A 24,499-nucleotide genomic window follows, 5' to 3' on the forward strand; every position below is an offset into this window, starting at 1 on the left:
TCAATCCCCCTTCCGCCCCCCGAACATCAACTTCCGCAACGCACCCAACAACCCCCGCATCTGACCGTCGGGCGCACGCGAGGCTTCAGCCACTACACCCCCACGCACAGGCACAGGCCGACGCGCCGGACCGTTTCCGCTGAGCTCATAGCGGACCGGCAGCAGCCGCAGCCCTCGGACCACCGGACCCGACCGCCAGGGCAACTGGTCGGCCGGCAGGGTGAGTTCGACCTTGCTGAAGTGTTCGAAGACGCGGCCCACGGCCGTGGTCACGATGGTGCCGGCCAGCTCACGGGCGGCGCTGGGGCATTGGTGCGGCCCGGCGCCCCACCCGAGATGCGCCCGCGTACTGACGGTGGAGTCGACGAGATGCGGTGCCCCGATGGCCATGAGGTCCTGGTGGGCCGCGGCGGAGGAAGGGGAGACGACATCGCCCGCCCGGATCCAGAAGTTGCCGAGCCGGACATCCCGCGCGGCGAAACGGAAGCACATGTTGGCCACGGGCGTGTTGGCGAGGGCGGCCCGGTTGACGGTCTCGCCGATCAGCCCGGCCGACAGGCTCCGCCGGACGGTGGCGTTGCCGCGCAGCACTTCCAACAAGGTGTTGCAGACCATGTTGCCGGTGATGTCGGTGAGATAGACGGCGTTCATGAACAGCTCACGCCCGAGCTGTTCGTCGGAAAGGCCCGGGTCGGCCAGCAACATGTAGGAGGTGAGGTCATCGCCGGGCCGGGCCCGCCGGTGGGCGGCGAGACGGGTCATCGCCGCCAGGGCGCGGCCCGTCGCGGGCCCGGCGTCCGCCCCGCCGTCCAGCATCCGCCACAGGTCCATGACCAGTTCGTCCCCGAGCTCGACGGGACAGCCGAACAGCCGGGTGGTGACCATCAGGAGCAGCGGCCGGGTGTACTGCGCGGCCAGATCGGCGTACCCGGTGGTACCGGACTCCGCGGCCAGCATGGCGATGAGCTCGTCCGCGTACGCCACGACGGCCGACCTGAGCTCCCACCCCTGCGGCGTCTGCGAGTCCTGGAACGGCCGGAGAGCGCTGTGGTAGGTCTGCCGGGCGGCCCGGTGCTCCTCGTCGTCCATGAACATCGTCTGCCGGACCTCGTATCCGGCGAGCAGGGGCCACTCGGGCGGCAGCCGCCCCTCCGCCCGTGCCCTCCAGTACCGGATGTCCCGCCGCCACTGACTCTCGTTGCGCAGCACCTCCAGGACCTCGCGGTAGTCGAGAACCAGCCACACCGGCACGCCCAGCAGACCGATCGGCGCCACCGGACCGTACGTACGTCGCAGCCGCCCGTACACACTGCCCGGATCGGCGTCGAACTCCGACGTCAGCAGGGGCTCGACGGCGAGCGCTTCGAGCGGGGGGCTGCCGGCCGGGACCGCGCCGAACGAGTCTGGTTCCATCGAACACGCTTACCGCATGAGACATGCACAAGCTGTGACCATGACTCCAACTGTTACGACTTGGTGATATCTGCGGAGGTTGTGGTGGTTACCTCCTGTAGCGCCTCCGTCAACGCCTTCGGCAACTCCTCCGTGTGCACGATCCCCAGAGCCTGCGTGGCCCGCGTCAGCGCGACGTAGAGGTCACTCGTGCCGTACCGGGACGGCTCGACCACGAGGACCGCGTCGAACTCCAGCCCCTTCGACTGGCGGGGGTCGAGGAGCACGACCGAACGGGTCAGGTCGGGCTCCTCGCCCGCCGTGACGCCGTCCAGCCGCGCGGCCAGCGCCTCGTGCAGGTCGCGCGGCGCGATCACCGCGAGCCGCCCCTCGGCGGGGGCCAGCTCCGCCGCGGCCTTCGCCACGGTGCCGGGCAGGTCGGCCGTCTCGCGCACGAGGGGGCGTACGCCGGTCGAACGGACGGAGCTGGGCGGCTGGAAGTACGGGTTCTCGGCGCGCGGGACGGCTGCCGCGAGATCCATGATCTCTGACGGGGTGCGGTAGTTGACCGCGAGGCGGGTGTGCTCCCAGCGGTCCTCGACGTAGGGCTGGAGGATGTCGGACCAGGAGCCGACGCCCGCCGCGTCGGCGGTCTGCGCGGGGTCGCCGACGAGCGTCATCGACCGCGTGGGGCTGCGCCGCATCAGCAGCCGCCAGGCCATCGGCGACAGTTCCTGCGCCTCGTCGACGATGATGTGGCCGAACGCCCAGGTGCGGTCGGCGGCGGCCCGTTCGGCGGCACTGCGGTGGTCGTCCTCCTCGTGGCGCTCGGCCATCCGCTCGGCGTCGATGATGTCGTGCGCGGAGAGGACCTCCGCGTCCTCCTCGTCCTTGTCCTCGAACTCGTAGGTACGGGAGGCGTACGAGACGTCCAGCACGCCCTGCGCGTACGCGACCTGATGGCTGCGTTCCCTCTCGGCGGCCGCCCTGGCCACCCGGTCGTCCACGCCGAGGAGTTCGGCGGCCTCGTCCAGGAGGGGGACGTCGGCGGTGGTCCAGGCGCGCGTCACCGGGCGGCGGATGGCGTCCGCGTCGGCCTCGGAGACGTAGCCGTCGGGCTCGGCGAGGAAGTCCGCGACGAGCCGGCGAGGGGTGACGCGCGGCCACAACTGGTCGATGGCCGACCAGACTTCGGGGTTCTCGGCCAGGTCCTCGCGGATCTGGGTGATGTCGCTGGGGTCGAGCAGGTTCGTACCGTCGAAGGGATCCGTGCCGATCCGCTCGGCCAGCATGTCGGTGAGCGTGTTGAGGATGTGGCCCTCGAAGTGCTCGCGGGCCACGTTGTGCGGCAGCTTCGTGTCACGCGTGCGCTCGTGGGCGACGCGTACGAGATCGGCGTCGAGCATCAGGATGTCCCGGTCCTGCTCGATGGCGATCACCGGGTCGGGCAGTACCTGGCGGTCGCGTACGACGGCGGCGAGGACGTCGGCCATGTCGGCGCGGCCCTTCACGGCGGCGGCCGCGGGGGTGTCGACGGCGGTCGCCTTGACGCCGGGATACAGCTCGCCGACGGTCGCGAGCAGCACGCCGGTCTCGCCGAGCGAGGGCAGGACCTCGCCGATGTAGCCGAGGAACGCCGGGTTCGGGCCGACGATCAGGACGGCCCGCTTGGCGAGCAGTTCCCGGTGTTCGTAGAGGAGATAGGCCGCCCGGTGCAGGGCGACGGCCGTCTTGCCCGTGCCCGGGCCGCCCTCCACCACCAGTACCCCGCGGTGGGGCGCGCGGATGATGCGGTCCTGCTCGGCCTGGATGGTCTGCACGATGTCGCTCATGCGGCCGGTGCGCGCGGAGTTGAGGGCGGCGAGCAGGACGGCGTCGCCGGTGTGGTCCTCGTGTCCCGTCCGCTGCTGGTCCCTCAGGTCGAGGATCTCGTCGTGCAGGGCCGTGACGTCGCGTCCCTCGGTGGTGATGTGCCGACGACGGCGCAGACCCATCGGGGTGTGACCGGTGGCGAGGTAGAAGGGGCGGGCGACGGGAGCCCGCCAGTCGATCAGTATCGGGGTGTGCTCGGTGTCGTCGGCGCGGATGCCGATACGGCCGATGTGGTGGGTGAGTCCGGTGGTCAGGTCGATACGGCCGAAGCAGAGCGAGCCGTCCACCGCGTTCAGCGCGGCGAGCAGGCCCGATCGCTCGGCGACGAGGACGTCCCGTTCGAGCCGGGCCTGCATGGGCGTGTTGCCCTGACCGAGCGCGTCCACGACGGATGCCTCCGTGTCTCCGCGCAGGGCGTCCACGCGTGCGTACAGCTCGTCGATGAATTCCTGCTCGTGCCGCAATTCATCGTCGGTGAATTCTGTGTGCGATCCCCTGTTTGACAATTCCGCTCCCGGCCGGATATACTGTGCCTACTGAACTTCTCCGCGACTTAATTCCGTGAAGTCGTGAACCATTCAATATACGCAAAGAAATCCCCCGCAGGCAATTACCTGCGGGGGATTTCTTGTTGGTCAATGGACCCACCCGACGGGGTTACAGCACGTCGACGAGTTCCTGCAGCAGCCGTCGCTTCGACCGGGCGCCCACCATGGACTTCACCGGCTCCCCGTCACGGAACACCATGAGCGTGGGCATCGACAACACTCCGTACACGTTCGTGGTCAGCGGATTCGTGTCCACGTCCAGTTGCACCACCTTGAGCCGCTCGCCCTCCTCGGCGGCGATCGCGCTCAGCACCGGCGCGATCTGCCGGCACGGCGGGCACCAGTCGGCCGTGAACTCCACCAGCACCGGCAGCTCAGCCCCGATCACATCCGCCTCGAAGCTCTCGTCAGTCACTTCCGCCACGCCTGCCGCTTTGATCACCGCGTCCACCCTCCCAGTTCGCATACGGGTTCCGGGCCGCCCGGAACCTCCGCCCCGGCCGCCAGCTCGTCCCGCGCCAGCTCCGCCCGCGTCAACTGCTCGCCGACCTGCGCCCGTACGGCCTGCAACTCGCCGATCAGCGCGTCGAGTTCGCCCAGCTTGCGCCGGTACACGGCGAGCGAGGCGGGGCACGAGTCACCCTCCGGGTGCCCGGCCCGCAGACACTCCACGAAGGGCCGCGTCTCCTCCAGCTCGAACCCGAAGTCCTGCAACGTCCTGATCTGCCGCAGCAGCTTCAGATCGTCCTCGTCGTACGTCCGGTACCCGTTGCTCCCACGCCGCGCGGGCAACAGCCCCCGCGACTCGTAGTACCTGAGAGTCCGCGTGGTGGTTCCGGTCCGCGCCGCCAGCTCGCCGATTCGCATGCGTACGACGGTAATCCTTGACCCTGACGTCAAGGCAACGTGTCACGGGCGGGAAGAGCCCTCCCCGTCCATGTCCACGTACACCTCCATGTCCATGCCCTCGTCCACGTCCACGTCCACGTCCGGCAGCCCCTCCGCATCGCCCTCCTCGGGATCCCGCACCCCGAGCAGCCGCCGCGTCAGCCGGTCGCGGTCGGAGAGCAGCTCGTCCACCGCCGCCCGTACGTCCTGGGCCTCCGTCAGCTCCGCCTCCCGTTCCGCGGAGAGGAGCACGGCCCGTCGTACGAGTTCCTTGGTGAAGGAGGCCGTCGTGCCGTCCGTGCGGGCGACCAGCTCGTCGATGAGGTCCTTGCCGAGGTCGAGCCGGGAGCCGTACAACCCCAGGAGGCGGGCGCGGCCCTCCGCGTCGGGGAGCGGGATCTCGACCGCCAGGTCGACGCGGCCGGGGCGCTGGACGAGGGCCGGTTCGAGGAGGTCGGCTCGGTTGGTGGTGAGGAGGAAGGCCACGTCCGCGTCGTCGCCGAGGCCGTCCATCTCGTTCAGCACCTGGAAGAGCAGGGGCTGTTCGCCGCCGCCGTAGTCGCGGGCCTCGGCGATCAGGTCGCAGTCCTCCAGGATGACGAGCGCGGGCTGGAGCATCCGGGCGAGCGCGCAGGCCGGGCCGATGGCGCCGATGCTCGTGCCGGCCAGGACGACGACCGTGAACTCGGGGAGGTGGGAGAGGAGATAGCGGATGGTGTGGGTCTTGCCGGTGCCCGGCGGCCCGTACAGGAGGAGGCCGCGGCGCAGGTGCTGGCCGGCCGCGCGGAGGCGTTCGCGGCGCCGCGCCACGCCGACGACCTGCCGCTCCACCCGCTCGAGCAGCCCCGACGGCAGCACGATGTCGTCACGGGTGAGCGCGGGCCTGCGGTGGAAGCGGAACGGTCCGAGGCCGTCGCCGAACTCGGAGCCCTCGAAGGACAGGATCTGCCCGCGGAAGATGTTGTGCTCGCGGACCAGCGCGTCGAACTCGGCGAGCACCCGGTCCGCGAACTCCTTTTCCCGGGCGAGGACTTCGACCTCGACCTTGTTGCGCCCGTACTCGTCCGCCGGGCCCCGCAGCAGCACCGCGAACCGTTCCTCGCCCTCCCGCCCGAGGTAGAACCCGAAGGAGACGCAGGCGAGTTCGTCGTCGGGAGAGACGGGCAGCTGCGCGTAGTCGACGGCGCCGACCACGAACCGGTTGTAGCGGTCGGCGGACTCGAGGATGTCGCCGAGCGTCAGATCGCCGTGATCGGAGGACCCCCGCATGCCGATCAACTCGTACGAGCGCCCTTCGGCCGCCTCGAACCAACGCTCCACCGCCAGATGGACGTTGGGCAGGTCGTACGCGGCGTACGCGGCCTTGACCACCGGCTGGTCCCCGGGCGCGGAGCCCAGGTGCGCCCGCATACGCTCGGCGAGATTGCGGCCGTCGCCGGCCCCACGCTTGGGCCGGGCGACCGCTTCGAGGAACTCGTAGAAGAGCTCGCTCACCCGGTCGAGCGAGAGCGGTGACCCCGCGCTCGCGGCCGCCGCCCGGTCCTCGTACTCCTCGTCGCTGATGATCTCGACCCCGCCGCCCATGCCTGCCCCCGTGCGTTCCGGCCCGCTGTGGTCTCTCAGCGTGGGGCCGAATTCAGGGGCACGTCAAAGGATTTGCGCCAAAGTGTCCTCAAAGGGTCCCTTGGCGTACGCGCGGTTCATCCACCCCGTACGACCTCGATCGTGCTCACCCAGCCGTCGGCGGCGTGACCGCGGGCGACGGCCTTGTCGTAGACCTCCTTGATGGAGCGCATCATGCTCACGTCGAGGCCTCGGTGTTCGCCCCACTCCAGGATGTGGCCCACGGCGGTTCCCATCATGCCGAGGTTGGCGGCGTCACCCGGGTAGCTGCCCGCGTCGACGTCCCGCGCCGCGCCGGCCGCGAGGGACGGCATGAAGGAGGTGATGGTGTCGAGATAGGGGGCGAGATCCACCGCGCGCACCCCGTCGGCCCCGGCGAGCGCGAACGCGTGCACCAGACCGGAGATCGACCCGTAGAAGTAGTCGAGCAGCGCCAGGTCGTAGACGGCGGCCCGTCCTTGGTCCTCGCCGAGGTGCGCCGGCTTCCCGCCCAATGCCTTCAGCGCCGTCTCGTACTTGTCGTAGGCGGCCCGGGGCCCGCTGTAGAAGACCAGCGCCTCGGGCTGTCCGATCATCGGGACCGGCACCATGATCGAGCCGTCGAGATAGTCGATGCCGCGCTCGTTCGCCCAGGCGGCGGTGGTACGGGAACGCTCCGGGGTGTCGGAGGTGAGGTTGACCAGCACCCGGCCGGGCAGCTCGTCGGCGGCGGATTCGAGGACCGCCTGGGCCGCGTCGTAGTCGACCACGCACACGACGACCAGCTCGGCCGCCCGCACGGCCTCACCCGCGGTCGCCGCCCGGACGGCGCCCTGGGCGACCAGCTCGTCGCCCTTGCCCGCGGACCGGTTCCAAACGGTGGTGGGGTGTCCGGCCTTCAGGAACGCGGCGGCGAGGGCGTGGCCCATGGCGCCGAGACCGAGGACGGCAACGGGCGTCTTTTCAAGGTCATTTGTCATACGGACCATGCTGTCCGGACGCCCAACTCGCCACAAGTACCCACTATTTGGTCAGGTACTGAGCGAGAGGTAAGCGAGGAACCCCGAAGGCACCGGGAGTCACCGGAAGCTCAATCAGAGTCGCCCATGCCCGACCCACCATCCCGAGCGGGTGGCAGCCAGGCCACACAGCGAAAGCCACCGGCCGGTGGCCCGGCCGGGGAGAGCCGGGGCCACCGGCCGGTGGCCGGGGTTGAGCGGGGGACCGGGCGGCGGAGCGACGGGGGATGCGCCCAGCCGCCCGGAGTCTTCGGCCCGGCGGAGTACCCCAGCCCCTCGGGGCTGGGCTCCGCCGAATCTGGGCTCGGGCCCAAGCGGCCCTGGTTGGGTTCGGGGCGGTACCGCGCCCCGTAAGGGGCGCGGGGCTGTGACATATGCGGCTCCGCCGCGGGGGGCGACCAGCCCCCACCGGCCCGCGCACGCGGCGGAGCCGCATATCGACACAGCATCACCGCTCTTCCAGCGGAGCGCTCAGGCCTTCGCCAGGGCCTTGTCCTCGGGCTGGCCCGGCACGTCGCCGGCCGGAGTGGCCGCGTCGTCGTCGTGCCCGCCGTGACCGTCGTCGTCCAGCAGCGTCGTCTCGTCGAAGGGCAGCTGCCCCGCGAGCACCTGGTCGACGCGCTCCTTGTCGATCTCCTTGGTCCACGTACCGATCAGGACGGTCGCCACGGCGTTGCCGGCGAAGTTCGTCAGGGCGCGCGCCTCGCTCATGAAGCGGTCGATGCCGACGATCAGACCGATGCCGTCCACCAGCGCGGGCTTGTGCGACTGCAGGCCACCGGCCAGGGTCGCGAGACCCGCTCCCGTGACGCCCGCCGCGCCCTTGGAGGCGACCAGCAGGAAGAGGAGCAGCGGAATCTGCTCGCCCACCGACATCGGCGTACCCATGGCGTCGGCGATGAACAGCGAGGCCATGGTCATGTAGATCATGGTGCCGTCGAGGTTGAAGGAGTAGCCGGTCGGGACAGTGATGCCGACCACCGGCTTGCTCACGCCCAGGTGCTCCATCTTCGCGATGAGCCGCGGAAGGGCGGACTCGGAGGAGGAGGTGGACAGGATCAGCAGGAACTCACGGCCCAGGTACTTGAAGAGCGTGAGGATGTTGAGGCCCGCGACAATCCGCAGCAGCGCGCCGAGCACGATGCCGACGAAGAGGAAACAGGTGGCGTAGAAGCCGAGCATCAGCACGGCGAGGCTCTTCAGCGCGTCCACACCAGCGGAACCCGTAACCGCCGCGATCGCACCGAACGCACCGATCGGTGCCGCCCACATCACCATCGCGAGGATCCGGAAGACCAGCCGCTGGATGTGCTCGACGCCCCGGAGGATCGGCTGGCCGGCCGAGCCCATGGCCTGGAGCGCGAACCCGGCGAGCAGTGCGACGAGCAGCGTCTGCAGGACCTCACCACCGGTGAAGGCGGAGACGATCGTCGTCGGGATGATCCCGAGCAGGAACTCCTCGGTGTTCTTGGCCTCGGTGACCTGCGCGTGACCCGCGTCCTTGACCGCGTCGGTCACCGCCAGACCCGTACCCGGCTCCAGGATGTTGCCGACGACGAGACCGATCCCGAGGGCGACCAGCGACATCACCGTGAAGTAGCCGAGCGCGATGCCACCCACCGCGCCGACCTTCGCGGCCTTCCGTACCGAGCCGATGCCCAGCACGATCGTGCAGAAGATGATCGGCGAGATCATCATCTTGATCAGGTTCACGAAGCCGGTTCCGATGGGCTTCAGCTCGACCGCGAAGTCGGGGGCGACCAGTCCCACGGTGATGCCGAGCATCACCGCGATGATCACCGCAATGTAGAGGTAGTGGGTGCGGTCCCGTTTACGGGCGGGCGTGGCAGGTGAAGTTGTGGGCGTGCTGGCCACGGCTGCCTCCTTGACGTCATCGTCGGCATCACCGGCGTGCGGCTCACGTCCGGGGTTGCGGTGACTATCTCCCGCCTTGTGAGGGCGGTCACCCTTCCGTTCATTTAGTTCTCACTTATCGGTGGAGGCAGACTGAGGGCATGCGCTCCCCCCGCCTCCCGCGCCCCCGCAGCCTGGCAGGCCAGCTCTTCGCCATGCAGGCCGTGCTGGTCGCGGTCCTGGTCGCGGGGTACGCCCTCTTCACGTACGTCGGCGACACCAGCCAGGCCGAGGAGGCGGCGGGCCGCCAGGCCGTAGGAGTGGCCCGCTCGGTCGCGGACGCCCCTTCCGTACGGGAGGCCATCCGGACCGCCGAGCCGACGAAGACCCTCCAGCCGTACGCGACCGACGTGTTGCGCCACACGGACGTCGACTTCGTCACGATCATGAACCCGGAGGGCATCCGCTGGACCCACCCCAACAAGGACCTGATCGGCAAGCGATTCCTCGGCCACAGGGACCGCGCGCTCCTCGGCGAGACCTTCACCGAGACGTACACCGGCACTCTCGGCGCGTCCGTGCGCGCCGTCACACCCATATACGACAACGGCAACATCGTCGGCCTGGTCAGCGCGGGCATCAGGGTCGAGGCGATAAGTAAACGCGTCCGGGGAGAGGTGACGGCCCTGTTCGGCGTCGCGGCCGGCGCCCTGGCTCTGGGCGCCGTCGGTACGTACGTCATAAACGCCCGGCTGCGCCGCTCCACCCACGGCATGAACGCGGCCGAGCTCAGCCGGATGCACGACTACCACGAGGCCGCGCTGCACGCCGTGCGCGAGGGTCTGCTGATGCTGGACGGCCAGTTCCGGGTGGCGCTGATCAACGACGGCGGTCGGGAACTGCTCGGCGTGACCGGCGACGTGGTGGGCCGCTCGGTGGCGGACCTCGGCCTGCCGACCCTGCTGACCGGGACGCTGCTCTCCGGGGAGCCCCGCGTGGACGAGGTGCATCTCACCGACTCACGAGTGCTCGTCGTGAACACCTCCCCGGTGTCGGGCGGCGAGCGTCGGGGCACGGTCGTGACTCTGCGCGATGTGACCGAACTCCAGTCCCTGATGGGCGAGTTGGACTCGGAACGCGGCTTCACCACAGCACTCCGCTCGCAGGCCCACGAGGCCGCGAACCGCCTGCACACCGTTGTCTCACTCATCGAGCTGGACCGCGCCGAGGAGGCCGTCGACTTCGCCACGGCCGAACTGGAACTGGCCCAGGCGCTGACCGACCAGGTGGTCGCGGCGGTGAGCGAGCCGGTGCTGGCCGCCCTGCTTCTCGGCAAGACCGCCCAGGCGAACGAGCGTGGCGTCGAACTCGTCGTGTCCGAGGACAGCAGCATCGACGACGGTCTGCTCCCGGAGTCGCTCCCCTCCCGTGATCTGGTCACGGTCCTGGGCAATCTCATCGACAACGCCGTGGACGCGGCGCAGGGCTCGGTGGGCGCCCGGGTCACGGTGACGGCGATCGCGGATTCGACGGATTCCGCGGATTCGGCGGATTCGGCGGATTCCGGGGAGCTCGTGCTGCGGGTCAGCGACACCGGGGCCGGGGTGGACCCGGCCCACACGGAGGCCGTCTTCCAGCGCGGCTGGTCGACGAAGCCGTCCGGGCCCGGCGGCCGGGGGCTCGGCCTGGCCCTCGTACGGCAGGCCGTCGCCCGCCACAACGGAACGCTGACCGTGACGGAGGCCGCGGGGGGCGGGGCTTCATTCGAGGTACGGCTGCCGCTGCCGCACGCGGGGCCGGCACTGGAACCGGGGCTGGAGCGGACGCCGGGGCGAGAGCGGACTAAGGTCCACGCCGGGCCCGAGCCCGAATTCGCACCCGAGCCGCGATTCGCGCCTGAGCCTGAGTCAGAGCCGACTCCGCACGGAGGCACCGTATGAGCACGCCTGCCCCATCCCAGGACATCCGCGTCCTGGTCGTCGAAGACGATCCCGTCGCGGCGGACGCGCATGTCCTGTACGTGGGGCGGGTGCCCGGCTTCACCGCGGTCGGCAAGGCACACACCGGGGCCGAGGCCCGCCGGGCCCTGGACCGTACGCCGGTCGATCTGCTCCTGCTCGACCTCCACCTGCCGGACGTACACGGCTTGCAGCTGGCCCGCTCGCTGCGCGCCGCCGGCTATCACGCGGACGTCATCGCGGTCACCTCGGCGCGGGACCTCACGGTCGTGCGGGAGGGGGTGTCGCTTGGAGTGGTGCAGTACGTACTGAAGCCGTTCACCTTCGCCACGTTGCGGGACCGGCTGATCCGCTACGCCGAGTTCCACGCGGCGGTGGGCGAGGCCAGCGGCCAGGACGAGGTGGACCGAGCACTCGCCACGCTCCGGGCTCCTGGCCCCGCGGCCCTGCCCAAAGGGCTGAGCGCGCCCACGCTGGAGCGGGTCACCCGGGCGTTGCGGGACTGCGAGGAGGGGCTGACAGCGACGGGGGTGGCCTCGGCGGTGGGGATTTCCCGGATCACGGCGCGACGGTATCTGGAGCATCTGGTGGACGCGGGGAGGGCCGGTCGGAGTCCGCAGTACGGGCAGGTGGGGAGGCCGGAGTTGCAGTATCGGTGGGTGAAGGGGACGTAGGCGGAAGGTTGTTGGCAGATACCGCTCGCCGGGCTCGTCCCAGCCGAAGGCTGCCGCCCGGTCGACCCGCGCGAGCTCGGCCGGCCGTGGCCCCAGATCGCCCCGGACGTACGCCCCTGTCGCGAAACCCGATCCGCGCCTTCTGCTCGTCCTTGACGGTCTGATATTCGGCGAGCAGCAACTGCCCCACGGTGACGTCTGGTTCCGTCGGTTCCGGCATTCCGGTGTCCCCTTCCACTGTGTGGCAGCCGCAGCACACGAGTGCTACCCAAGTCCCGGCCAGTGCAGGGTCATTGACCTGACTAGATCACTACTCTTACGTTCTCGGGGCAGCCACAACTCGGCCACAACGACGTCGGCCAGCAGGAGGTCGTGCCCCGTGCGCCCCACCGCCGTTCCTCTTCTCCTCGCAACTCTGCTCGCCGCTACCACGCTCTCCGCCTGCGGAAGCGACTCCGGAAGCGACCCTGACACCATCGAGGTCTCCTTCAAACAGTCCACGGACAACGCGATCAAGGTCCCGGACACCTATCTGGCCGACATGAAGAAGCAGTTCGAGAAGGCGAACCCGGGCAAGAAGGTCAAGCTCGTCCCGATCAAGGCCCCCGACTCGGAGTACTACACGAAGCTCCAGCAGATGCTCCGCTCCCCCAAGACCGCCCCGGACCTGGTCTACGAGGACACGTTCGTCATCAATTCGGACATCACCAGCGGATACCTCATGCCCCTGGACCCGTACCTCGAAAAGTGGGAGGACTGGGACCAGTTCGTCGACTCGGCGAAGGCGGCGGCACAGGGGCTGGACGGGAAGACGTACGGCGTCCCGGACGGCACCGACACCCGCGGTCTCTGGTTCGACAAGGGCATCTTCGCGAAGGCCGGACTCCCCGCCGACTGGCAGCCGAAGACCTGGGACGACATCCTCGAAGCGGCCCGCACCATCAAGGAAGAGGTCCCGGACGTCATCCCCCTGAACGTCTACACGGGCAAACCCGCGGGTGAGGCCGCCGCCATGCAGGGCTTCGAAATGCTCCTGTACGGGACGGCCACCGGGGGTAACGAGAACCCCCTCTACGACCCGGCGTCCCAGAAGTGGGTCACGGGAAGCCAGGCCTTCAGGGACTCGCTCCAGTTCGTCGAAACGGTCTTCAAGGAGAAGCTCGGCCCCGACGTCTCGGATGCCCTCGACCCCAACATCGGAACCAGGGTCCGCGGCGAGTTCCTCCCCGAGGGCAAGCTCGGCATCAACCTCGACGGCTCCTGGCTCCCGCAGGACTGGCTGGAGGGCGCCGGCCACGAATGGCCGGAGTGGTCGGAGAAGCTGGGCCTCGCGTACATGCCGACGCAGAAGGGCCAGGCCCCCGGCAAGGTGAGCATGTCGGGCGGCTGGACCTGGTCGATCCCCTCCAAGGCGGCCAACCCCGACCTGGCCTTCGACTTCATCAAGACGATGCAGACGAAGGCGAACGCGCAGAAGTGGTACATCGCCAACTCCGGTATCGCGGTGCGGACGGACGTGGCCGAGGACCCGGAGTACGTGAAGGCGCAGCCAGGCATCAAGTTCTTCACGGACCTGGTCTCCATCACGCACTACCGGCCGGCCTACCCCGCTTACCCGAAGGTCTCGACGGCCATCCAGGAGGCCATGGAGGGCGTGACGACGGGCGACAGCTCGGTCGAGGAGGCGGCGAGCCGCTACGACGAGGAACTGAGGACGGCCACGGACAACCAGGTGATCAAGAAGTGAGCGAGGTGAAAGAGGCGAGCGAGAGGGTGCGTGGGAATGAGCAAGAAATGATCAGCGACTCATGACCGCCGCGTCCCCGCCCGGCCCCGGCGTGGTCAAGACCGCGCCGGGCCCGACCGCCCCACAGCACGGACCCCCGACGCCGCGACACCACCCCACCCTCCGCGCACTCACCCGCGCCCTTCCCGTCTCACCCGCCCTGGTCCTCCTGCTCCTCTTCCTCGTCGGCCCCATCGCGTACTGCGCGTACATCGCCTTCACCGACCTCCAGCTCACGGGTCAGGCCGAGTCGTCGTTCATCGGCTTCGACAACTTCCGCACCGCTTTCCAGGACGAGGCGTTCCTCAATGCTGTGTGGCTCACGCTCGTCTTCACGGTCCTGAGTTCCCTCATCGGCCAGAACACCCTGGGCCTGGCGCTGGCGTCGCTCATGCAGCGCGCGTCAAAGCCGGTCCGTACGGTCGTCGGGGGCATCGTGATCACGGCGTGGGTGCTCCCGGAGGTGGTAGCCGGTTTCCTCCTCTACGCCTTCTTCCGCCGCGAGGGCACGTTGAACGCCATCCTGGACTGGCTGCGTCTCCCGTCCCAGAACTGGCTGTTCACGCTCCCGATCCTGGCGGTGTCGTTCGCGAATGTATGGCGAGGAACGGCCTTCTCGATGCTGGTGTACTCGGCGGCACTGAATGAAATCCCGAAGGAGATCACGGAGGCGGCGGAGGTCGACGGGGCGGGTGGCTGGCGTCGTATGTGGCACATCACGCTTCCGATGATCCGCCGGTCCATCGGTACGAACCTGATGCTCAACACGCTGCAAACGCTGTCGGTGTTCGGCCTGATCTGGGTGATGACGCGGGGCGGCCCCGGCAACCGCAGCCAGACCCTCCCGCTCTTCATGTACGAACAGGCCTTCCAGAAGAGCATGATCGGGTACGGGACGGCTGTGGCGCTGTTGTTGCTGGTGGTCGGTTCGCTGTTCTCGGTCGTCTACATGCGCCTGCTGCGGACGGAGGTCTGACATCCATCATGGCCACCATCACCAAGGCCCCTGCCCCCAAGGTCCCTACGCTCAAGTCCCGCCGCAGCAGCCGTCGTTACGCCGCCGATGCGGGCCTTCTCGTGGTCGCGGCAACGTTCATCCTTCCCCTCGCCTGGGTGCTCCTCTCGTCGGTGGACCCGAACGCCGACCTGAAGGTGAAAGTCCCCGACGGCGTCACCCTGGACAACTTCGACGCGGTCCTGAAGCCGGACATCACGTTCACGCCCCTGCTCAACAGTCTGATCCTGTGCGGCGGGGCGACCTTGCTGACGGTCGTGTGCGCGGCGCTGGCGGCGTATCCGCTGTCGCGGTTCCGGTCCCGCCTCAACCGGCCGTTCCTGCTGACGATTCTCTTCGCGACGAGTCTGCCGATCACGGCGATCATGGTGCCGGTGTATGCGCTGTTCGTTCAGGTGAACCTGATCGACACGATGCAGGGCACGATCTTCTTCTTCACCGCGTCCCAACTGCCGTTCGCCATCTGGCTGATGAAGAACTTCATGGACGGGGTACCGAAGGAGTTGGAGGAGGCGGCCTGGACGGACGGGGCGTCCAGTTTCCAGTCGCTGCTACGGATTGTGCTGCCGCTCATGGGGCCGGGGGTGGCGGTGGTGACCGTCTTCTCGTTCGTGATGATGTGGGGGAACTTCTTTGTGCCGTTCATGCTGCTGCTGAGTCCGGATCAGATGCCGGCTTCGGTGAGCATTAACGACTTCTTCGGGAATCGGGGGACGGTGGTTTATGGGCAGTTGGCGGCGTTCTCGATTATTTATTCGATGCCGGTGATTCTGTTGTATGTGTTGGTGGCGCGGCGGTTGGGTGGGGGGTTTGCTTTGGGTGGGGCGGTTAAGGGGTGACCTCGACTTCCCCGGTGCCGGGCAGTCCGTCATCTACGCCGAGTCCACCGCATCGCCATCGCCGACCAAAAAGACACCTACGTCACAGACACCGCGAAGCCCTCCGCGCCCTCATCCAAGACATCAAGGCAGGAAAGGCCGACCACCTGCTCTGACCATCCTGCTCGTGCCAGCCGGGCCTCCTCCAGCCGCCGTTGGCGAACATAGGCGGTCACCGACTCCCCCACCGCGGCGAACGCCCCGACACCCGCCCTGGCCGCGATCTCACGCATCGGTGTGGGCACACCGCTCTCCTCCTGATGGCCGTTGACAAAGCGGAACACTGCTCCGTATGTTAATCGGAACAAGGTTCCGCTTCGGCGTTGCTGAAGCCGATCACTCCTGCCCGCCTCACCGGCCGTCGGCCACCGGCCACCGGCCACCGGCCACCGGCCGAACGAGACCGGCAGCAGAGGCCATCGAATGGAAAATGGACGGAAACACGCATCATGAGTGAATCGACTTACACAGCCGACACCTTCACCTCACCCACTCCCGTGCTCTCGGTCAGTCCGTTGGTGCTGTCGGCTCCGGACCGAGCCGTGGACCTGGAAGTGCGAGTCTCCGCGCCCGTGACCGGGAGCGACCTGCCGGTCATCCTCCTCTCGCACGGCCACGGCTACTCCAACAACCTCTCCTCACTGAACGGCTACGCGCCCCTCGCCAACTTCTGGGCGGCGCACGGGTTCGTCGTGATCCAGCCCACCCATCTGAGTTCGAGGACGCTGAGCCTGGATCCCGACACCCCCGGGGCACCTCTGCACTGGCGATCACGCGCCGAGGACATGAAGCGCATCCTCGACCAGCTCGACGTGATCGAGGCCGCCGTCCCGCAGCTCCTCGGACGCCTGGACCGAAGCAAGGTCGCCGTAGCCGGGCACTCGATGGGCGGGCACACCGCGAGCCTGCTGCTGGGCGCCCGGCTCACCGATCCGCGCGACGGAACGGAAGTGGATCTGACCGAGCCCCGGATCAAGGCGGGTGTACTGCTTGCCGCGCCCGGCAGAGGCGGCGATGCCGTCACCGAGTTCGTGGCCGAGAATTACTCCTTCTTCTTGACCATGGACTTCTCCGAGATGACGACGCCCGCGCTCGTGGTCGCCGGCGACAAGGACGCCTCTGCCCATCTGACGGTTCGGGGTCCGGAATGGCACACCGATCCGTACGTCCTCTCCCCCGGCCCCAAGTCCCTGCTCACCCTGTTCGACGCGGAGCACGGGCTCGGCGGGGTCGCTGGATACGACGTCGCCGAGACCACGGACGAGAATCCCGAGCGAGTAGCCGCAGTCCAGCGGCTCACCTGGGCCTACCTCCGCAGCGAGCTCTACCCCGGGGATTCCGCTTGGCAGGCGGCGCGTGACGCGCTGACGGCCGGACCCGACCCGCTCGGACGGGTCGAATCCAAGTAAGGCCCACCCACGGCCGGCACCGGCGCCTACTCCTTGCGCCCCGTCGCCGCGACAGTCACACCAAGCCCGATCATCGTGAGTCCACCGACCCCACCGACCGCCGAGAGCCGCCGCGGCGACCGGGCGAACCAGTCCCGCGCCGTGGCCGCGACCAGCCCCCACACACTGTCGGAGACCACCGCGACGACGTTGAAGACGAGACCCAGCAGCAGCATCTGAGCCACAACGTTCCCCTGGCCCCGGTCCACGAACCGCGGCAGCACCGCGGCGAAGAACACAATGGTCTTCGGGTTGGCCACACCGACCGCGAACCCTTCCCACAGCGTGCGCAGGGCCGCCCTGCCCGTGTCCCCCGTCGGTGATCATCCGAGGCATCAGCGACAAGGCCAACGCCGCCAAGTCCGTTGCGGACGCCGGAGGTTCCCAGCCCCGGGCCGCCGCGAACGCGACTGCGGCGGCGGTGGCCGTACTCCGCGAGCTGACCCCGAGGCCGGCCCAGTCTCGCGACGCCGACACCGACACCGGCCCCCGGGAGGGTCCTTTTCGCGGCTCCACGGACGCCCCTTAGTACAGCGGAGACCACCTCGACGTCCGAGGCAGCACTTTCAACGGCCCCTTCACCGCCAAGGTGGTCGACCGACGCCCCGACGCCGACGGCCGGTAGCCCGGCATCAAGGGCTCGGCACGCGCCACACCCACGGCCCCGCCCCTGCGGCAACGGCGACGCTCGCGCCCCGGCCCGCGCCTCACCCCACCTGGACATAGTCCCGAGCCCCCCGCCAAGGCAGAACCGCCCACATCCGAGTCCCGCCCCCAGGCTCCCGAGCCTCCCCGAACCCCCACTCCCCCTCACAAGCCCGCACCACGCACCCCAACACCCGCAACGCCGCCCTCCGCCGCGCATCACAAGCCGCCGCCAGTCGAGGATGCGTGTGCCGTGGATGCCCGTCGTAGAAGATCACCCGCAACGCTCCCTCCCGATAGCGCAGCGACAGATACACCTCGGCCCCAGACGTGAACCGGCAGGCACACGCGGCGAGTTCACCCACCACCTGCACCGCAGCATCCGTGACGCCCTCCATCCCGTGCACCTGAAGGATCGTCCGGGTCGCCGCCCGCGCGATCCGAGGGCTGGTCAGATCGGCGGGAAGCGTGAGGCTGTACGCGAGGGTGTCGGGCGACGGTGACGCACTCTCCACGGTCACGTCGGTGATGACGGAACAGGCCGAAACAGCTGTTGCGGGCATGAGGAACTCCCTTGGGTACACGGTGAATTGGCGGACGGCTGGCGTCTCGACCCGACCGGTGGCCTATCTCCCTGACGCGACCCCACCCCTCCCAGGGAAGGAGAACCTGGGCAGGCTCGCGCGATGCACTTCCGGCAACGTCGGGCCGTAAGCGACTCGTCACCGACTGTAGAGCATGAGAGGAGTACATGTACTACTCCTCATGGAACTCCCCGGTGGACCGATCACGTACCCCGGCGGCAGACTGACCCAGTCAACGGCCGAACGGGAGAGGGCACATGCCGCCGAGGAGCACACCGACGGAGCGCCAACGGCGGCTCGGCGCGGAGTTGCGCAGGATGCGCGTCGCGGCCGGGATGACGACGGAGTACGCCGCCAGCCTGCTGAACGTCCCCCGCACGAACGTCCCCAACATGGAGTCGGGCCGCTCCGGCATCAGCCCCGAACGCGTACGCACCCTCGCGAGCAACTACGGCTGCGCGGACCGGGATCTCATCGAGGGCCTCGCCGCCATGGCCGCTGGGCGCGACAAGGGATGGTGGGAGGCCTACCGGGGCCAACTCCGGGACGCATTCTTGGACATCGCCGAACTGGAGTGGCACGCCAAGAGGCTGCGCATTGCCGTCACTGTGCACCTGCCGGGGCTGCTCCAGACCGAGGAACACGCCCGAGCCGTCTTCGAAGCCGTGATCCCGCCCCTGCCCACAGCAGACGTCGAGGCTCGGGTGGCCCAACGGATCGACCGCCAGCAGGTGCTCGACCGGCCAGAGCCCCCAGCCCTCGACGTGATCCTCCACGAGGCCGCCCTCCGCATGGAGTTCGGCGGACCGGCGGTGGCCCGGCGGCAACTGGAGCACCTGTTGCGCATGTCCGAGCGCGACACCGTGACCGTACGGGTCATCGCGTTCAAGGCGGGCGGCTTCCCCGGTGCCGGGCAGTCCGTCGTCTACGCCGAGTCCACCGTCCCCCGGCTCGACACTGTGGAGCTCGACAGCACCCACGGCCCGGAGTTCATCGACACGGAGACCCAACTGCACAAGTACCGGGCCCAACTCGACGCCGCACAGTCCGTTGCCCTCACCCCCAAAGCCTCGCGCGACTTCATCCGCACGCTCGCCGACGACCTCTAGGAGCACCCGTGCCGGACATCACCTGGGAAGACGCCTTCTGCGGCGAAGGCGCCAACTGCTTCCGCATAGGCACCGACCCAAACAACAACGCCTACATCGCCATCGCCGGCCAGGAAGACACCTACCTCACCGACACCCGCGAAGCGCTCCGCACCCTCATCCGCGACATCAAGGCAGGAAAAGCCGACCACCTGCTCTAAGTGTTCTAAGAGGGCGGCGAATCGCGAGTTGATGCGGTCGTCCAGAACCCGAACCGTTGGGGCAGGCCGCGCCACCGCACCCCAGCGCTACCGCGCCTCATCCGCACCCGATGCACGATCCCGTCACGCCTGCGCAGGACGATGCTGCTGGTGCGTGCTCATACTGGATGGGAGCGGTGTGTCCTCCGGGACGCCGAACACGCCCCCGTTGGCCCAGGTGGAGGCCGCGTGATCTGGCCGATGCTCGCCCCGTCCGTAATCTCCCGGTCCGTGTCCGGGACGGTTCGCTCCACCGTCGGGTGGCTGACCGCCGTACCGGCGGCGCTGCCGGTGATCGGAGGTGCGCTGCGACCCCGTACCCCCCGGCTCTGGCGGACCCCCGGCGGCGTGCAGGTCGAGGTTCGGCGCCTGGGAGGGCCCGGGACGGCTCGTGCGGCACGCGAGGTGGAGGCCGCGCTGCGCGGGGTGCCAGGGGTGAGCCGTGCCGAGGTGAACGGCACGCTCGGCTGCGTGTACGTCGGCTGCGGGCCCGAGACGGACCTGGAGCGCGTCGTCGCCCTGGTCTCCGCCGCGGACGCCGCGGACGCCACGGACGCCGTCGCACCGGAGACGGGCGCTGACGGCGAGAGCGAGCCGGGTGCAGGCGGCGCCGGTGCGCGGCGGACGCCGCGGCCGGTCGGCTTCCCCGGCACGGCGGGGCCGCCGGTCGAGGCGGCCGTTCAGCTCGGTGCGGGCATGGTGGCGGTCGGGGTGGCGTCGGTCGGCAACCTGCTGCGGCTTCGTGGCCTGCCGCCGGTGGTGCTCTCGGCGATCCAGCTCGGGGAGGCAACGCCTCGGCTGCGCGAGGGGATCGCCCGACGGATCGGCGAGACGACGGCGGAGCGTGGCTGGGCCGCGGCGAATCTCCTGGTGACGACGCTGACGTTCCGGCCGCTGGGTGCCACGGTGAGCGCCGTGCTGGCCGGGGCACGGTACGCGGAGGCGCAGGCCCGCCGCAGGACGTGGGGGAACTGGGCGCGCGGGCTGGCCGCGCGCGAGGGGACGTACCGCCATGACGCGGTGTCCGCCCCCGAGCGGCCCGCACCGCTGCCGCCGGGGCCCGGCGAGCGGTACGCCAACGTGGCGGTGCCGGCGTCCCTGGCGGCGTACGGGCTCACCGCGGTCGGCACGCTCAGCCATGACCGGGGGCTGGCGCTGCTGACCGCCGGGACACCGAGAGGCCCGCGGTTCGGCCGGGAGTCCTTCGCCTCCTCGGTATCGCGGACCGTTTCGGACCGAGGGTCGCTCGTGCTGCGCCCGGAGGTACTGCGCCGTCTCGACCGTATCGACACCGTCGTCCTCGACGCCCGGGTGCTGGCCACCGGCGGCTGGACGGTCGAGAGCGTGGTGCGCCTGGGGCCGTCCGGCGAACGGCCGGGCGAGGCGGAGGACGACAGAGAGGACCGCAGACAGGACGGCACAGAGGACGGCACAGAGGAGGGCACAGACGGCGGGGTCCCGGACGACGACGAGATCCACGCGCGGATCCACGAGCTGATCGAGCCGGGCGGGCCGTCGGCGTGGCGGCGCCGGCGCGGCGGCGGAGCCGCGCGGCCGCCGCGGCAGCAGGCGGGCTGGGCGCTGCGGCCGTTCACCGGCGCGGACACCGCCCCGGGCGGCGCCCCGATCTCCGAGGAGACGTCCGCGTCGGCGGCGCGCTGGGCCGAGGAGGGCGCGCAGGTCCTGCTCGTGCTGCGGGAGGGAACGCCAGTCGCCATGGCCGGTCTGGTCCCCCAACTGCATGCGCTGGCCCACCACTTGGTACGCGCGGCGGGTGAGTGCGGCCAGGTGCGGCTGGTGGGCGGACCTCCGGGGCTGCACCGCAGGTTCGGGCTTCCCGCGGCGGTCCCGACCGGGCACCGCCGCACGGCCGCGCTGGTCCGCTCGCTCCAGGCGGAGGGCCACGGTGTCGCCATGGTCTCGGCACGGACCCGGCGCGCGCTGGCCCGTGCGGATCTGGGCATCGGAGTGGTCACCGGTCCGCGCCATGTGCCGTGGGACGCCGATGTCGCCGCTCCGCCCGATGTCGTCCATCTGCTGCTGACCGCTCTGCCGGAGGCCCGGCGGGTCAGCGTGCTGTGCACCCGTCTGGAGGGCGTCGGCGCCCTCGCCGGCTCGGCTCTCGCCCTCCTCGTCCCCCGCCCGGGAGCCTGGGCACGGGCCCGTCTGGTGACCGACGCGGTGACCCTCGCGGGGGTCGTGGCGGGCTTCTGGGCGGGCTGGCGGCTCCGCGGCCGCCCGGCTCCGGCGGCCGTGGAGCGTACGCCGTGGCACTCCATGACGGTACGTCAGGTGATGGCGCGGCTCGGCACCTCCTCCCGCGGGCTGGACGAGACCGAGGCCGCCCGGCGCCGGCAGTTCGAGGGCCGTGACCGGCACGACGGTGCCGTCACGCTGATCGGCAGGTTCGCGGAGGAGTTGGCCAATCCGCTCACGCCCATCCTCGCCATCGGCGGCGGCATCTCGGCGGCGCTCGGCTCCGTGCTGGACGCCATGCTCATCGGCGGGGTCCTGGGCGTGGACGCGCTGGTGGGCGGGGTGCAGCAGCAGAAGGCCGACCATGCGGCGGAGCGACTGGTCGAGGCGACCTCGGTACGGGTACGGGTGCGCCGCGCGGACCGGGCCGAGGCGGTCGACGCGGCCGCCGAGCACCTGGTGCCCGGCGATGTGGTCGAGTTGCGGGCCGGTGACGCGGTCCCGGCCGACTGCAGGGCGGTGCGGGCGACGGGCCTGGAGGCCGACGAGTCCAGTCTCACCGGCGAGTCGCAGACGGTCGTGAAGACCGCCGCACCGACCGCGGCGCGGGCCGTCGCGGACCGCACCTCCATGCTCTACCAGGGGACGACGGTGGCGGCCGGTCACGCACTCGCCGTGGTCGTCGCCACCGGGACCGCCACCGAGGCGGGCAGCGCCGCGGAGGTGGGTCCCCTGGAAGGGCCGCCGGAGAGCGGTGTGGAGCGGCGGCTGAAGGCCCTGGGCCGTTGGTTCCTGCCACTGTCCGTCGCCGCGGGAGTCGCCCTCTTCGCTGTCGACCTGCTGCGCAGGCGGCCCCTGGGCGCCGCCCTGGGGTCAGCGGTCAGCCTGTGCGTCGCCGCGGTGCCCGAGGGGCTGCCCTTCGTCGCGACGGTCGCGGAGCTGGCCGCGGCCCGTCGGCTGTCCACCCGGGACACCCTCGTACGCGGTGCCTCCACCATCGAGGCGCTGGGGCGCACCGATGTGCTGTGCTTCGACAAGACCGGCACGCTCACCGAGGGCAGGATCAGCCTCCAGCAGGTGTCCGACGGGCTGGAGCGCCGTCCGCCCGACCGGCTCACCCCGGCGTTGCGCCGGGTCGTCGCCACGGCGGCCCTGGCGGGTCCGACGGAGGCGGCCGCGACGCTCGCACACCCCACCGACCGTGCCATCGCGGCCGGGGCCGAGTTGCTCGGGGCCGCCCCCGCCCGGGCCGCCGGGCTCATGTCAGATACCTGGGACCGGCTGGCGGAGCTTCCGTTCGAGCCCGGGCGCGGCTACCACGCCGTGCTGGGGCGCACCGATTCCCAGGCGCGGATCGTCGTCAAGGGCGCACCGGAGGTCGTACTGGCCCGCTGCGACCGGGTCCGCCGGGACGGCGGCAGCGAGCCCTTCGACGACCGGCTGCGGGAGGAGACCGAGGCGGAGATCGACCGGCTGGCCCGGCGGGGCCTGCGGGTCCTCGCGGTCGCCGAGCACGTCCTGCCGCCGGACGCGCCGCAGGACAGCGCCGCGCTCGCCGGCCTTGCGGATCTCAGCGAGGAGGGCCTCGACGGGTTGTGTCTGCTGGGCCTGCTGGGACTCGCGGACCCGGTGCGGGCCACGGCGGCCGAGAGCGTGAACCGGCTGGCCAGGGCCGGGGTACGGATCGTGATGGTCACCGGGGACCATCCGAGCACTGCCTCCGCGATCGCCAGGGAGCTGCGGCCCGATGAGGAACCGCGGTTGATGACCGGGACGGAGCTGGACTCCCTCGACGACGCCGCGCTCGCGGGAACGCTGCCGGACATCACGGTGTTCGCCCGGGTCACCCCGGCGCACAAGGTCCGTATCGTCACCGCCCTGCGTGCGGCCGGCCGGATCGTCGCCGTCACCGGCGACGGCGCCAACGACGCCCCCGCCATCCGGATCGCCGACGTCGGCATCGCCCTCGGGTCCCGGGCGACCCCGGCGGCCCGGTCGGCCGCCGACGTGGTGGTCACCGACGATCGCATCGAGACCATCGTGGACGCCATCGTCGAGGGGCGGGCCATGTGGGCCTCGGTGCGCAAGGCGCTGGGCATCCTGCTCGGCGGCAACCTCGGGGAGATCGTCTTCACCCTGGCGACCAGTCTGCTCACCGGGCGCAGTGCGCTGAACGCACGCCAGCTCCTGCTGGTCAACCTGCTCACGGACATGCTGCCCGCCATGGCCATCGCCGCCCGGCCTCCGGCCGACCACCCCGACAAGCTCCTGGCGGAGGGGCCCGAGGCCTCGCTGGGTACGGCCCTCATCCGCCACATCCGGCTGCGTGCCGCGGTCACCACGGCGGCGGCCGCCGGCGCCTGGGTGGTCGCCCGGGCAACCGGAACCCGGGGCCGCGCCGACACCGTCGCCCTGGTCGCACTCGTGGCCTCCCAGCTGCTCCAGACGATGGCCGACGCGGGCCGCGATCCGGTGGTCGCCGCGGCCGTGGTGGGGTCCCTGGTGGTGCTGGGCGTGGTGGTGGCCGTGCCGGGGCTCAGCCACTTCTTCGGCAGTCGGCCCCTGGGCCCCGTTGGCTGGACGATCGCTCTGACGTCGGCGGCCGGGTCCGTTCTGCTGCCCGCCGTGGTGCAGCGCGCCGCCGGTGGTGTCGCGCCGGCGGCCCGGGCGGAGGGGCGCTCCGCACTGGCAAGGGAAAGTTCACCCGCAGGCCATTCCGGTGCCGCCTCCCAGAGGCTGTGAAAGCGGACAAAGGTTCGGTACCCGACGCTCCGCACACGAAAGGCGGCCGA

Annotated in this window: 18 protein-coding genes and 1 pseudogene; 9 read left to right on the forward strand and 10 right to left on the reverse strand. The window is 70.3% G+C overall.

What is annotated here, in order from left to right:
- From ACTWQR_RS41585 to ACTWQR_RS41615, 7 genes are all read right to left on the reverse strand, one after another.
- Complete coding sequence (locus tag ACTWQR_RS41585) at nt 1-1,413, reverse strand: cytochrome (protein ID WP_443232458.1); 1,413 nt, start codon at nt 1,411-1,413, stop codon at nt 1-3.
- 53 nt (nt 1,414-1,466) lie between these two features.
- On the reverse strand, nt 1,467-3,788 hold the full coding sequence (locus tag ACTWQR_RS41590) for a HelD family protein (protein WP_443232505.1): 2,322 nt from the start codon (nt 3,786-3,788) through the stop codon (nt 1,467-1,469).
- Nucleotides 3,789-3,921: 133 nt separating this feature from the next.
- Nucleotides 3,922-4,254 carry a thioredoxin family protein gene (locus tag ACTWQR_RS41595; RefSeq protein ID WP_443232459.1) on the reverse strand — a complete coding sequence of 111 codons (333 nt, stop codon included), beginning with the start codon at nt 4,252-4,254 and terminating at the stop codon, nt 3,922-3,924.
- On the reverse strand, nt 4,251-4,679 hold the full coding sequence (locus tag ACTWQR_RS41600; RefSeq protein WP_443232460.1) for a MerR family transcriptional regulator: 429 nt from the start codon (nt 4,677-4,679) through the stop codon (nt 4,251-4,253). The genes ACTWQR_RS41595 and ACTWQR_RS41600 overlap by 4 nt, the downstream gene beginning before the upstream one ends.
- Before the next feature lie 42 nt (nt 4,680-4,721).
- The gene (locus ACTWQR_RS41605; protein WP_443232461.1) at nt 4,722-6,284 is read right to left on the reverse strand and encodes an AAA family ATPase; all 1,563 of its coding nucleotides are present in this window, start codon (nt 6,282-6,284) and stop codon (nt 4,722-4,724) included.
- Between the two features lie 116 nt (nt 6,285-6,400).
- Nucleotides 6,401-7,282, reverse strand: coding sequence for an NAD(P)-dependent oxidoreductase (locus ACTWQR_RS41610; protein WP_443232462.1), 882 nt, complete (start codon nt 7,280-7,282; stop codon nt 6,401-6,403).
- A 510-nt stretch (nt 7,283-7,792) separates the two neighbouring features.
- Nucleotides 7,793-9,196 carry a cation:dicarboxylate symporter family transporter gene (locus ACTWQR_RS41615; RefSeq protein WP_443232463.1) on the reverse strand — a complete coding sequence of 468 codons (1,404 nt, stop codon included), beginning with the start codon at nt 9,194-9,196 and terminating at the stop codon, nt 7,793-7,795.
- A 140-nt stretch (nt 9,197-9,336) separates the two neighbouring features.
- On the opposite strand from ACTWQR_RS41615, the gene ACTWQR_RS41620 reads away from it, so the two are divergent.
- The 5 genes from ACTWQR_RS41620 (at nt 9,337) to ACTWQR_RS41640 (ending at nt 15,447) form a co-directional block, all read left to right on the forward strand.
- Nucleotides 9,337-11,115, forward strand: coding sequence for an ATP-binding protein (locus ACTWQR_RS41620; RefSeq protein WP_443232464.1), 1,779 nt, complete (start codon nt 9,337-9,339; stop codon nt 11,113-11,115).
- Nucleotides 11,112-11,807 (forward strand): response regulator, encoded by a 696-nt coding sequence (locus ACTWQR_RS41625; RefSeq protein ID WP_443232465.1) that lies wholly within the window; start codon nt 11,112-11,114, stop codon nt 11,805-11,807. Before ACTWQR_RS41620 ends, ACTWQR_RS41625 begins: the two co-directional genes overlap by 4 nt.
- 379 nt (nt 11,808-12,186) lie before the next feature.
- On the forward strand, nt 12,187-13,554 hold the full coding sequence (locus tag ACTWQR_RS41630) for an extracellular solute-binding protein (RefSeq protein WP_443232466.1): 1,368 nt from the start codon (nt 12,187-12,189) through the stop codon (nt 13,552-13,554).
- Between the two features lie 61 nt (nt 13,555-13,615).
- Nucleotides 13,616-14,569 (forward strand): carbohydrate ABC transporter permease, encoded by a 954-nt coding sequence (locus ACTWQR_RS41635; RefSeq protein WP_443232467.1) that lies wholly within the window; start codon nt 13,616-13,618, stop codon nt 14,567-14,569.
- Between the two features lie 8 nt (nt 14,570-14,577).
- Nucleotides 14,578-15,447 (forward strand): carbohydrate ABC transporter permease, encoded by an 870-nt coding sequence (locus tag ACTWQR_RS41640; RefSeq protein ID WP_443232468.1) that lies wholly within the window; start codon nt 14,578-14,580, stop codon nt 15,445-15,447.
- A 77-nt stretch (nt 15,448-15,524) separates the two neighbouring features.
- On the opposite strand, the gene ACTWQR_RS41645 is transcribed toward ACTWQR_RS41640, so the two are convergent.
- Complete coding sequence (locus ACTWQR_RS41645) at nt 15,525-15,770, reverse strand: hypothetical protein (RefSeq protein ID WP_443232509.1); 246 nt, start codon at nt 15,768-15,770, stop codon at nt 15,525-15,527.
- Nucleotides 15,771-15,935: 165 nt separating this feature from the next.
- On the opposite strand from ACTWQR_RS41645, the gene ACTWQR_RS41650 reads away from it, so the two are divergent.
- Nucleotides 15,936-16,895 carry an alpha/beta hydrolase family protein gene (locus tag ACTWQR_RS41650; protein ID WP_443232469.1) on the forward strand — a complete coding sequence of 320 codons (960 nt, stop codon included), beginning with the start codon at nt 15,936-15,938 and terminating at the stop codon, nt 16,893-16,895.
- Between the two features lie 26 nt (nt 16,896-16,921).
- Here the strand turns inward: ACTWQR_RS41650 and ACTWQR_RS41655 are convergent.
- Both ACTWQR_RS41655 and ACTWQR_RS41660 read right to left on the reverse strand, forming a co-directional pair.
- A pseudogene (locus ACTWQR_RS41655) lies at nt 16,922-17,233 on the reverse strand (LysE family translocator); the annotation flags it as partial.
- 408 nt (nt 17,234-17,641) lie between these two features.
- Nucleotides 17,642-18,142, reverse strand: a complete 501-nt coding sequence (locus tag ACTWQR_RS41660; RefSeq protein ID WP_443232470.1) for an ATP-binding protein — start codon at nt 18,140-18,142, stop codon at nt 17,642-17,644.
- Between the two features lie 278 nt (nt 18,143-18,420).
- Here ACTWQR_RS41660 and ACTWQR_RS41665 point away from each other — a divergent pair, with 278 nt between their 5' ends.
- The 3 genes from ACTWQR_RS41665 to ACTWQR_RS41675 all read left to right on the forward strand — a co-directional run bounded on the left by ACTWQR_RS41665 (nt 18,421) and on the right by ACTWQR_RS41675 (nt 24,449).
- On the forward strand, nt 18,421-19,272 hold the full coding sequence (locus ACTWQR_RS41665; RefSeq protein ID WP_443232471.1) for a helix-turn-helix domain-containing protein: 852 nt from the start codon (nt 18,421-18,423) through the stop codon (nt 19,270-19,272).
- An 8-nt stretch (nt 19,273-19,280) separates the two neighbouring features.
- Complete coding sequence (locus ACTWQR_RS41670; RefSeq protein ID WP_443232472.1) at nt 19,281-19,472, forward strand: hypothetical protein; 192 nt, start codon at nt 19,281-19,283, stop codon at nt 19,470-19,472.
- A 228-nt stretch (nt 19,473-19,700) separates the two neighbouring features.
- The gene (locus ACTWQR_RS41675; RefSeq protein WP_443232473.1) at nt 19,701-24,449 is read left to right on the forward strand and encodes a cation-translocating P-type ATPase; all 4,749 of its coding nucleotides are present in this window, start codon (nt 19,701-19,703) and stop codon (nt 24,447-24,449) included.
- The last annotated feature ends 50 nt before the right edge of the window (nt 24,450-24,499 follow it).

It is taken from the genome of Streptomyces sp. 2A115 (genome assembly GCF_052245575.1).
Classification (GTDB): domain Bacteria; phylum Actinomycetota; class Actinomycetes; order Streptomycetales; family Streptomycetaceae; genus Streptomyces.